Annotated in this window: 8 protein-coding genes and 2 pseudogenes; all 10 read left to right on the top strand. The window is 45.1% G+C overall.

The window, feature by feature from the left end:
- A pseudogene (locus tag Q5691_RS26660) lies at positions 1 to 225 on the top strand (hypothetical protein); the annotation flags it as partial.
- An 8-nt stretch (positions 226 to 233) separates the two neighbouring features.
- Positions 234 to 710, top strand: coding sequence for a hypothetical protein (locus Q5691_RS26655; RefSeq protein ID WP_333348136.1), 477 nt, complete (start codon positions 234 to 236; stop codon positions 708 to 710).
- On the top strand, positions 707 to 976 hold the full coding sequence (locus Q5691_RS26650) for a hypothetical protein (protein WP_194012867.1): 270 nt from the start codon (positions 707 to 709) through the stop codon (positions 974 to 976). Before Q5691_RS26655 ends, Q5691_RS26650 begins: the two co-directional genes overlap by 4 nt.
- A complete protein-coding gene (locus Q5691_RS26645; RefSeq protein ID WP_333348133.1) occupies positions 964 to 1,521 on the top strand; it encodes a hypothetical protein in 558 nt (185 codons plus the stop codon). Before Q5691_RS26650 ends, Q5691_RS26645 begins: the two co-directional genes overlap by 13 nt.
- Before the next feature lie 602 nt (positions 1,522 to 2,123).
- A complete protein-coding gene (locus Q5691_RS26640; protein WP_333348130.1) occupies positions 2,124 to 2,537 on the top strand; it encodes a hypothetical protein in 414 nt (137 codons plus the stop codon).
- A gap of 122 nt (positions 2,538 to 2,659) precedes the next feature.
- Complete coding sequence (locus Q5691_RS26635) at positions 2,660 to 5,836, top strand: plasmid replication protein, CyRepA1 family (RefSeq protein ID WP_333348127.1); 3,177 nt, start codon at positions 2,660 to 2,662, stop codon at positions 5,834 to 5,836.
- 357 nt (positions 5,837 to 6,193) lie between these two features.
- Positions 6,194 to 7,585, top strand: coding sequence for a leucine-rich repeat domain-containing protein (locus tag Q5691_RS26630; RefSeq protein WP_333348124.1), 1,392 nt, complete (start codon positions 6,194 to 6,196; stop codon positions 7,583 to 7,585).
- Between the two features lie 470 nt (positions 7,586 to 8,055).
- Positions 8,056 to 8,976, top strand: coding sequence for a DUF4917 family protein (locus tag Q5691_RS26625; protein WP_333348122.1), 921 nt, complete (start codon positions 8,056 to 8,058; stop codon positions 8,974 to 8,976).
- A 992-nt stretch (positions 8,977 to 9,968) separates the two neighbouring features.
- Entirely contained in the window at positions 9,969 to 10,517 is a 549-nt protein-coding gene (locus tag Q5691_RS26620; RefSeq protein WP_333348119.1) for a hypothetical protein, read from the top strand.
- A 273-nt stretch (positions 10,518 to 10,790) separates the two neighbouring features.
- Positions 10,791 to 11,080 (top strand): annotated as a pseudogene (locus tag Q5691_RS26615) (hypothetical protein); the annotation flags it as partial.

Below are 11,080 nucleotides of genomic sequence, written 5' to 3'. Positions count from 1 at the left end.
AGTGTAGACACCCTTGATTGGACTAATGATGGTTCGTCCCCGGTGTGTAGTTTTAGCCGCCAAAATTCCACTAACTTTCTAGACTGGGTTGATTTCGGGCAACTTATCGCGCTCGTACTCGCATCGGCGGGAGTGTTTGTGCTGGCGATGTCCCTGTGGCGACAAATCAACCCTTTAAATCTTTTCCCTCCAGTCCGCGTAAACATTCAAATCGGAGCGAAATAATGGGAACCATGACTCGACTATTTGGTGGCGATAGCTCAGAAGCTATTAGCAGCAAGAGCGAGGTGCTCAGCAAAGCAACGGATGCAAGCGTAATAACACCTTTAAATCCCGGTAAATTCAGCAGTATCCGCTCTATTCCTGTACTGGATGCGCCCCGGTATTTCACTAAAGAGGAAGCTGACGCCCTGAAGGCTGAATCCAAACAGAAAACTGAGGATGCCCGACATACGAAAAAAGCCTACAAAGCGATGTCTGCCGTTGAGGTGGCCGATGCTAAAGTTCACAAGGCGCATCGAGGGTATGAGGTTGCAGTTGCCACCAACGAATTGACCAAGAAGCAAGCTGATTTCAAACTGGCTAAAAAATTGCACGGGTTGCGACCAGGATATGCTCGACTAGGGGTAGGACTTGAAAAAGCTGAGAGCAAGGCTACAGAACGGATTGAAGCTATCAAGGCTAAACTTCTGGGAGGCTCGGCAGAATGATAAAAGCGATAGCACTCACCAACAACTTTGTGTTGACTGCGATCGCCTCCAGCTTCCTATGTTGGCTGGCATCGCTGCATCTCTCGCTTCTGTATTTTGTGCAAGCACTCTTTGCGCTCAAGCTCATCATCAGCGCTACTGCGTGGGTAGTTGACGACGCTCTTGTAAGGCTACTGAAAATCGATTTAATGGAATTGCGCTTTCGGCTGATAGTAAGTACAATTGCTGCCTTGGTCGGTGTGGGGGTGATGCTATGTCGCTTCTGAAAGTTTCAGTTCTGTCTGTTTCTGGCGTTTGCTTGTGGCTGGCTCCTCCGTTCGTGTTCTCGCGCAGAATCCCTCTGCACAATTTCATGCAAGGTATCGCCCTGGTGTCTGGTTTTGCCTGCTGCTTTGAAGCCCGTCGCTCTGCTCTGAAATTGGCAAAGATTGAGGAATTCGAGGCATTAAAACAGGCGGCCATTGATAGCGATGTAGTCCACGAAATCAGTACCTCGGTCTATGTTAGTGAGGAAACCAGGAAGAAGGAAGCTGAGGCAATTTTGGCAGCTTCCGATGAGGAAGTGGAAGCTAAGCGGGAAGCCCTGGAAGCTATATATACTAACGACTTACAGGCAGAAACGGACACTACCGTTTCCGAAAATGACGCTAGTGATTTAGAGCTTTGGTGGAAAGTGGAAGCTGCACAAATCCAAGGTAAAACGGCAACCTGGATTATTGAGAATATTCTCAACAAGAAGGGACGCAAATTTTCTGAGGGCAAAAAGCAGCTTGAGGAATTAATTAAAAAGTTTGGCGAAAAAGGAGGATAATAGAACGTGGGCCGGGGGGGGACAGCTCGCGTGGCCGCCCCCTCCCCGGCCGCGATATTTTTGCTTGCTCGCTTCAAACTTAACTGTCCAACTCAACCGGGTTGAGTGATACCCGGTATACAAAGTAAAAAATAAATAAATAGTAATAGTAGAAATGCTATGAATAATAAGGTACAGCCATTTTTGAAGGTGTAACAGTTTTTAATTTTAAGATGAAGAAATGTAAACAAAAAGGTAAAGATGGACGTGGTGGTGCCAGACCTGGAGCAGGTGGAGGGGGCCGCTGGAAACACGGTCGGACAAAATTGGTACGTCTCCCTGTGGCATTGCTGGATGAAATACTGGAAGTGGCGCGGTATATGGATCAGAACGAGGGAAAATTACCTCCGTCGGCTCCTCCTGTAATCACGTCGGGGCATCCTTCGCGGAGGTTGTCAGCGGAGGAAATGAAACAATTTTTCGCTAAAGAAGATGCGCGTGCTCTTGCTCGAAAAGTAATGTGTGAAGATGAGCGAGTGTTTGTCGATGATAAGACTTTCGTAGCTCTTCCTTAAAATCTACAAGAAACGCTTAAGGTGCTTTGAACGCTATATGCTGAAAAGATGAAGGATTTAACGCCCCATTTCAAAACAATTGCTATCAAATATAGCTACTCCCTGGCCCTGGCTCATCCATATTGGGATCTAGATTCGTGCCTGTTAAAAATCGACATGGAAAAGTTAAAAAGGGATGTGGGTTTTTGGCGCGCGATAATCCGTCAAGTAAAATGCGACCTCGAAAAAGCAGTCGAGTTGATGTTGCGGGAGTCGCTTGGGAGGCAACATTTCAACCCGTTTGTTGACAATTTTTCTTGGGCAGCAGACATAGTTACAGCTCCTGACTTCAACCCTGACCTCTGCAAAGGCAAAGTTGAGGTCAGCCGTGACCCGCCACCTAAAATCTTTATTCCTATCCCCAAGAGTGAATCGAATGGTTGCGCTCGCAGCGATTCACTTATCTGCTCGCTTATTTTTTAGCGGGCGGTTTTACCCTGTGTTCACTTTTGAAAAGCTACACACACCAAAAAACCGCTGAATCAATTGGAACCTGACAAGCGGCTTTTGGTAGTCAAACTCGCGTTACGGCGAGCTCACAATTTATGACCTCATTATACCCTATCGAGGGTATAGATTTAAGCTTTCAGGATTGCGTAGTCAAGTCTGGCATCAACCCTAAAATCTATACTCTCAACTTTGAACCTGTCAGCGGTAGAGCCGTCTACGACCTGCTTTATCGCGATACTGACCCTACAACTAACAACAGCAGTGGCAGTGTCCAAGCAAAAAGAAATTATGTTAAGTGTGAGGGTGCGAGTGGTTTTATAGTCAATGGTCGCTTCCGGCAACTAACTGGGGAACCGATCGCTTTTGACAAAAAAGGTCGCCCTCGCAAATACTTTCAGCCCCAAGGGAAGCCCCTACAAATCTTTTGCCCGCTCGTGACTGTCGAGGTGTGGCGAAAGGTCGCGGCTAAAGCTGGGTTATCAATACCCGTTCTGCCAGCCGTCGGACTTAATGGGGAAGCGCTCGGATTTTGGGAGTGGGTAATTGCCAGCGGTTGCCCGATCGTAATTACTGAAGGTGAGAAGAAGGCAGCGGCGCTAATTTCTCGTGGATATGCAGCGGTTGGACTGCCTGGGATTCACACGGGCTACAGAGTCACCGAACGCGGGGAAACAATAAGAAAACCAGACGGGACAGAATATCAGCGAGCATCGGCGCGAGAACTGCACACAGCGCTCCAACCGCTTGACACAGCAGAACGCGAAATCACAATCGTCTTTGATTACCGCGCCGGGGATTATTCCCGAAGTCAAGAATTTCGGGCCGCTAGCACCCTAGCAAAATTGTTCAAAACAGCGATCGCAAAAATCGCAACTCTGCCCGGCCCTCACAAAGGGGTAGATGATTTCTGCGTAGCTGGTGGCGATATTGACGCTGTGCTGTCTGCCGCCGAACTGTTCTCTAAATTGCAGGACGAGCGCTTGTGGCGGATGCACCGTGGGTTCTCCCCCGATATCCTCACTAATTCGCGATACTTTGACACCGACGCTCCCGGAAGCGGAAAAATCACGGCTATTAAGAGCGGTCTTGGCACTGGCAAAACTGAGTATCTCAAAAATAAGGTAGCGGCAGACAGAACGGGCGTTCAAATTAACCTCACCTACCGCAACAGTTTGGGCTTGCAGCTTGCCGAAAAACTGAGCAGTTATCACCTGGACGCTCACGCTGGCTACAAAATGTTTGCGAACCCTGACGCTCGCTTAACTCTCTGTGTAGACTCCCTTCTTAAAATCCCCCTAGAACGGCTTGAAGGTTGCACCCTAATAATTGACGAGTCTGCAAGTGTTATCAAACACCTTTTAACAAGCAGAACGCTCTTTGATAAACGGCTTGAGATTCTAGAACGCTTTGAACTTGCTTGCCAAAAGTGCGATCGCATTGTCCTCACCGATGGGCATCAAGCCGACTGGGTTGTCAGCTACATTTCCCGGCTCTCTGGCAAAGCAGCAACCAAAATTCAAAACTTATTCAAGGGCGATACACCACCAGTATTTTTTGCCATCCCTGAAGCTGGTCAATCCCTCAAGAAATTTGATGAATGGTACACCCATCAAATTCTTGCCGCTGTCTGTCCCGCCATAGCTACTGATTCCGTTGAGAAAGCTGAGGCAATGGCAGAGCTTCTACAGGTTTCGCACGGTGAAGGCATCCTCCTCACCGCAAAAACTGTAACTGAGGCGTGGGCTAAAGAATTTTTGGCTGACCCTGACGCCTATATCCGCGAACAACAGCCCGCATGGCTGATTTATTCTCCTACGGCAGAATCTGGTGTAGATATTTCCATCCTGCATAAATTCTCAGATATGTTCTGCTGGTTTGTGGGAACGATCGGTGTAGACGAGTGTTTGCAAATGAGCCGCCGTGTCCGTCATCCTGAGCGCATCACTGTTTTTGCTGCTGAGCGTGGCTTGGGTTCATCCAAAGATGGTGATGCAACTTACTACAAACAAATCAGTGCAGCCATTGAAGAACGAGTAACGGCTGAAGCCTTAGCTCTGACCGATGAAGTGCTGAGCATAGCCACAAGAGAAGCGATCGCCCAACAGGCACAATCGCCCCATCATGAGACTTACTGCAAAATCAAGGCTAAAGAAAACTTTGAGCGGCGTGATTTGCGGGGGTATTTGTTCAAAGCTTTTGAAGCTGGGGGTTATGCTCCGCAATGGGTACAAGCTGGCAGCTCCGAGTCAAACGAGCATTTGGAAGCCAAACAAGAATGTCGCGACAAAGCGGCCAGACAAATATTTGACGCTGATGATATCGATTTAAACCAAGCTCTCGAAATAGAACGCAGTTACTCCGCGTCCTGGGCAGAACGCTGTCAAGCCATCAAAGCTCGGCTCAAGGCTCGACTACCAGGAATAGAACGCTCGGCTCTGTGGACATGGGAGTTTGTTCGCCTGGTTCGTTTTGAAGACCGCACTTTATTAAATAAGCTCGAAGCTTCATGGCTCTTTAAAAACCAGGAGGATGCCGAATATTTACAGCGTCGCAAGTGGAAGCAACAGCTCCGAACTTTCCTGCCTGATATTTCCGATCGCTGGCTGAAGCTGCGACTTTTAAAAAATCTGGGGATTGAACAATTCCTAAACCCTGATAGCTCCTGGACTGCTGACTCTCCAGAAGTTCGAGATTTTATCAAGCGCTGCAAGAAAAAAGCTGTGGCTAACGTGCTGGGCTATCCCGACAAGAAGGCTCCCATGCGTTACATCAACCGCTTGCTAGCGAGTATCGGTGTCAAACTGGTCGCCCAACAAATTCGAGAGGGTTCTGAGCGCGTCTGGTCTTACCGATATCAGCCAGAAACTACCACCAAACTTACTTCAAAGGGTGCTCAGCGGGTTTGCTCCCTCCCTGAAAATTGGGATGTTTTGGTTGAGCTTACAGCCGTTCGCCTGGTCAAAAAAGTGGAAGATTTAAAACAGGCTGAATTGCTTGAGCAGCAAGGCTTTGAGGTTGTCACAGATGAAGCTATAAATAAACAAATACAGCAATCATCTGTGACAGAACCAACAGCGGAAAACACAACAGAGGTATCTGCTGTTGAGGAAGCTTGGGGCTGGGTCAAACGATGGGGTCAATGGGTTCGCTGTCATGCGGTCGGATGGTGTCAAGAGCGAACGCGCCGCTTAATTCAGTATCAGGCTCCGACTGGTGAGTGGCTGGATATGTTAACTTTCCCTGAAGATATTTGCTGGGATGGATCGACGTGAACTGTAGTGATTCAAGCCCTAGCTCAGGATATGCTTCTAACCTGATGTAGCCTTCGGGTGTGGCGTGTTAGGTATTTATAAGACTGTTTGAGATACTAAAAACTGATACCTAAAATCGCTCAATTTCTTGCCACATCTGCGTTGTACCGTATTAGTCCTAATTAGTAGGGCTAATATTGCTGTGCCTTAGCTTAAGTTGCCTTACGTACCGCCTTACACGTTTTACATTATGTCTTACATTCTCCCCTTACTCTCTAGCTTTTGTACTTTTGCTACCGTCTCCTAATTCCTGCCGTTTTTTCCGACAGACTAAAATTATGGTGACAATAAAATGAATCCTACCGAGAGACAAAGGGCATGATGCGAGAGGAAGCAGTGCGGCGAATTGAGTGGGCTGCAGAAAAAAAATTGAAGAAACTGGATTTGTCGAGGCTGAATCTGAAAAAATTGCCACCAGAAATTGCCAAGTGTACGCAACTTGAAACTTTACTGTTGGCCAAGTGGGATGATGAGGTAGTTGATTTGTTTGGGAATAAGTTAACTGAGTTTCCTAATGCTGTTTTTGAATTAACCAACTTAAAAATACTTAACCTCAGAGGAAGTCGCATTCCCTCCATCCCCGAAGCGGTCAGGCAACTCTCAAATCTGACAGAGCTTAACCTCAGTTGTAATCAGATTACCTCCATCCCCGAAGCGGTCGGGCAACTCTCAAATCTGACAGAGCTTGACCTCAGTTGTAATCAGATTACCTCCATCCCGGAGTGGCTCGGGCAACTGTCCAATCTGAAAAGCTTTTCCCTCAGTTTTAATCAGATTACCTCCATCCCGGAGTGGCTTGGGCAACTGTCCAATCTGAAAAGCTTTTTCCTCAGTAGCAATCAAATCACCTCCATCCCCGAAGCGGTCGGGCAACTGCCCAATCTGAAAAATCTTTCCCTTGATGGTAATCAGATTACCTCCATCCCAGAAGTGATCGGGCAACTGTCCAATCTTGAATGGCTTTTCCTCAGTTTTAATCAGATTACCTCCATCCCCGAAGCGATCGGGCAACTGTCCAATCTGCAAGGGCTTTTCCTCAATAACAATCAGATTACTGAAATCCCAGAGGCGATTCGCAGCATGAAGAATTTGAAAAAACTAGATTTGCAAGGTAATCCGCTGCCGATTCCTTTGCAAGTTCTGGGAGACGGTCAAAACTATGAATGGTCTGGTGATTGGCTAACCATGCTCGACTCTTACTTCAACATCCGCAATGCAGCGCTACCTGAGCTAGATGCTGAGCGCCAAAAAATTAAATCTGAAGGTTATTTTGACGCGGAAACTCTTCAAGATGCCAGACGACGAATAACTGCTTCCATTGTGCAGCGACAGGGACAGCCTGAGTTCCGACGTAAGTTGTTAATTGCTTACGGTGGTCGATGTCCCATAACTGATTGTGATGTAGAGTCAGCTATCGAAGCAGCACATATAATTCCATATAAAGGTACTCAAACCAATCATTTAACAAATGGTTTACCGCTCAGAGCCGACATACACACTTTGTTCGATTTGCATCTACTATCAATTCGACCAGATACCAATGAGGTGGTGATTGCCCCTGCACTCGTTGGCACCTGTTACCAAGATTTGGCTGATCGGAAACTGACTTTACCACAGGATAAAAAAACAGCACCAAGTCAAAACGCTCTCAGCAAGCATCATGAAACTTTTCTTAGCAAATGCAAAAATGATCAGCTAAAACGGTTATAGGGTCGAGATAGGAAAAATTGAGTTTTCTGACGTAGCCTCCGCACTTCCAAGCTCTAGACGGGGAAATAGGTTTATCCCCGCCTAGAACAAGGTTTTGGAGTGAGTGGGAAGTTGAGGTTATCCCCGCTTAAACCTCTAGTGGGATTTTTTCGACGGGCTGTTAAGTCTTTGCCGAAGTGAAAAAATTTAGAAGACCGTTGGAAAAATAGTCGCCTGCCCATCTGACTGAGTACATTTGAAATCGTGTGTCACGCGCTTGGCATTATTTAATGACCTTGGAGGTTGCAGGCTCTGGCTCAGGATATGGTGATTCCATCAAAGGCTAGGATTAAGGCTTTACTATTCCCATAAACGGAATGCTATGTTCTGTCACCGCTTCCAAATATCATTCTGGCTCATTCCCATTTTCTTGACTATACCAACCAGAAATTGCTAAACTTCATTTATGAAATGAAACGAGAGCTACAAAAATGAATAAGCAACCACTACTTCAATGGGAAAACATTCGAGGAAATTTTGAAGACAAAAATACCAGTCTTTTGCTAGGGAAAGAATTTAGTTGTGTAGGAGAGGATAAAAAAATCAATGAGATTTTAGCAGATCCGTCAAATCCACCAATTCTTAAAACAGACGAATTTTATCAGAATATCCAACAAACTTTAATTCAAGCCGTAAGAGACAGTCATATTTCTCAAGAACGTATCCCAATAAACATATTAAACACTGTTAAGGAAGAAATATCAAAGTATAAAAATCTGTTCTATACAGGTTATGATTTACTGATTTACTGGAGCCTTATGTTAGATGAAGATAGAACATCTTTTCGAGATTTCTTCTTAAAAGAAAAAGAATCTCAAGAAAATCCCATATTTGATAAAAAATCTGACTATTCGGGTGACAGACTAAGAGTTTTTTATATTCATGGGGCCTTGCATTTATATTCTCAAGGAAAAGAAATCCGAAAGATTAAATATAACAAAGCAATAAAAGAAAACATCTTAGATAAATTTGACAAACTCTGCAAAGAGCCAGACATTAAACCCTTATGTATTATTGAGGGTTCATCAACATATAAACTCAACTTCATTAAAAGTTCCGAATATCTTAAGTTTGCTTATGACGAACTCACCCAACATACTGTTGGTACTAATAAACTTGTTGTACTTGCCAACCCATTAAATTTTGATAAAAGTTTGGTAGATAAAACTCCTTATTTTAACCATCATCTTTTAGATGCGATTGTTAAATCAAATGTTCAACAAGTAGCTATTTCAATAGTAAATGACGAAGATGTAAATCAACAAATGAAATATTGGGAAGATGTAATAGAACAAAATAAAATACAATTTTTCGAGGAAGAGTCTCACCCTTTATATTTTCCTAATATTTGAAAAGGAGAGCAGCTTGATAGAGCTTAATCGTTCCTATTTCCTTCTAGGTTTCAATTTGTTTTTATATCTGTTCACTTTGAAGAACAAAAGTGAAGTATTTTGACCTAGCTGTAGCAGTGTCAAGTTATAGGCGGGGAAAGTAAAGTATCCCCGCCTAACTCATCCTGCAACCTATACCCCTTTACCCTGCCTACTGAGGCGATCACTTATTTTGACCTAAAAACTCAAAATAACGGCTGCAACTTGCCAACTTGAGGTCAAAATTCAATGAAAGCTCCTTTGGTTAGAGAAGGAAGTAAGGAAAATGGCACTGCCACAAAAATTCCTCCGGTGTTGATCGCGGTCAGGAGATGGGGCAAACCCTCTATTATCCCCCCAATAGATATAAAGTTGGGGCTGTTTTAGTTCCGAAATTGAGCTAGATTTGCCCCTGCTCCAACTGTTGGCTTAGGAAGGGTCGGGCTTAAAGTGCTTTCTTAAGTCAGGTTTCAATGACTCAATTGTTGGATTCCCATCAACGCATATTTTTATACCTTGAATAAGGTCATAAATAGAAGCTTCCTTCTTCCCCGAAGCTATAAGAACGGGAAGAAGTTGTGCAAGCTGGTAGGCTGTAATATCCTCTTTAGGTGCGAAAGTGTAATGAGCATTAGGCTGGGAGATCATATAAAACTTGTAGTAAATTTTTGTTGACGCTTTAATTGTAACGTTTGGTTATATAAAATTTGCCAGTTGCTTAGTTTTGGATGGGAATTTTTGAAATAAAATAGTATATCATCTTTTGACCCTTTCTCCGTCTAAACCCCCCAGCGGGATTTTTGTCAGGGCCCGCGAGATTTCTGCCGAAGTCGGAGAATATATTTTCGGGCCCTGCAAAAATAGCCGCCACGCCGTCCGCAAGGACACCAAAAAACTCGTGTGTCACGCGCTTGATACTACTTGGCGCTACTGCTATAGTAAATGAAACGCATGACACAAGTGATTCAGATATTATGCCTAACCCTAAAGGACACGAAGATTCAATCAAAGATTCCCGCTTTAAAGCTGCTTGGCAGAGTGGCCCGACTCGCACCATTCGAGTTCCGATCGCCCTGGCTAACGCTACTCTAGATTATGCCCGACAACTTGACAAAAAAAACGAATCGCGTGACACAGCAGATAGCAGTGGTAATTCCCAAGTCGAGACGAAACAGCCTCAATCGCGTGACACAGCAGATAGCAGTGGTAATTCCCAAGTCGAGACGAAACAGCCTCAATCGCGTGACACAGCAGATAGCAGTGGTAATTCCCAAGTCGAGACGAAACAGCCTCAATCGCGTGATACAAGCGGTTCAATTAATGAAGTAAAGCGATTAAAGGGTGAATGTAAGCGACTTCAGAAATTAGTGAGTGACATGAGGATTGAGTTGTACCATACCCGGCGCCCTGAAATTGAGCTACCAGAGGCTGCTGACTTGTTAAACAGGCTCAAAGCCAAGCGTAAGAAATCAGCGGTAACACTTGCAGACATTGAGGCAATTTTGGAAATGATTGAAGGGTAAACCCCAAAAGAGAATTAGGAATCATGCCCCATAAAAAGGGGCTTTACTCGCACAAAACTTTACAATTGCAGGGTTGTATTTTCTCTACGAAGCTGCGATCGTAAGTAATTAAGGAAGATTGATGCGCGACTGAGCGGTGCTACTAACACCGAACAAGTCACGACTTCCCCAAGCCGTTAACTAGCAACGTTTGGAGCCTAACTATAATGCCATATTCAGCCGATTGCCTTGAGGGGCGATCGCAACTCTTAACGGAGTTGGCGGGGTTTTGCCATGACTAAACCTATTGCCAGCTACCGACGGATAGACCGATTAAAAGCGATCGCATTTGACCGCGGTTTCACCAATGAAGATGCAAAGCAGTTCGGCAAGCTTTCTAAAACTGCTACTTGGGAAACACTGCTCGAACTCTACCTCGTTGAGGGCGAATCGCTTGACACAATGCTAGGTGTACAACTAGACAACACGCTAGACATTGTAGACAAAAGTGTAGACACCCTTGATTGGACTAATGATGGTTCGTCCCCGGTGTGTAGTTTTAGCCGCCAAAATTCCACTAACTT

The organism is Microcoleus sp. w1-18aA5 (assembly GCF_036701705.1).
Lineage (GTDB): Bacteria > Cyanobacteriota > Cyanobacteriia > Cyanobacteriales > Microcoleaceae > Microcoleus.
Note: the sequence above shows the minus strand (reverse complement) of the source record. Positions and strands in the feature narration are given on the sequence as shown.

What these genes read in the sequence shown, in the direction of transcription:
- Q5691_RS26635 (WP_333348127.1), top strand. Translation starts at nt 2,660, where the DNA reads ATGACCTCATTATACCCTATCGAGGGTATAGATTTAAGCTTTCAGGAT.
- Q5691_RS26655 (WP_333348136.1), top strand. Translation starts at nt 234, where the DNA reads ATGACTCGACTATTTGGTGGCGATAGCTCAGAAGCTATTAGCAGCAAG.
- Q5691_RS26645 (WP_333348133.1), top strand. Translation starts at nt 964, where the DNA reads ATGTCGCTTCTGAAAGTTTCAGTTCTGTCTGTTTCTGGCGTTTGCTTG.
- Q5691_RS26630 (WP_333348124.1), top strand. Translation starts at nt 6,194, where the DNA reads ATGATGCGAGAGGAAGCAGTGCGGCGAATTGAGTGGGCTGCAGAAAAA.
- Q5691_RS26650 (WP_194012867.1), top strand. Translation starts at nt 707, where the DNA reads ATGATAAAAGCGATAGCACTCACCAACAACTTTGTGTTGACTGCGATC.
- Q5691_RS26620 (WP_333348119.1), top strand. Translation starts at nt 9,969, where the DNA reads ATGCCTAACCCTAAAGGACACGAAGATTCAATCAAAGATTCCCGCTTT.
- Q5691_RS26640 (WP_333348130.1), top strand. Translation starts at nt 2,124, where the DNA reads ATGAAGGATTTAACGCCCCATTTCAAAACAATTGCTATCAAATATAGC.
- Q5691_RS26625 (WP_333348122.1), top strand. Translation starts at nt 8,056, where the DNA reads ATGAATAAGCAACCACTACTTCAATGGGAAAACATTCGAGGAAATTTT.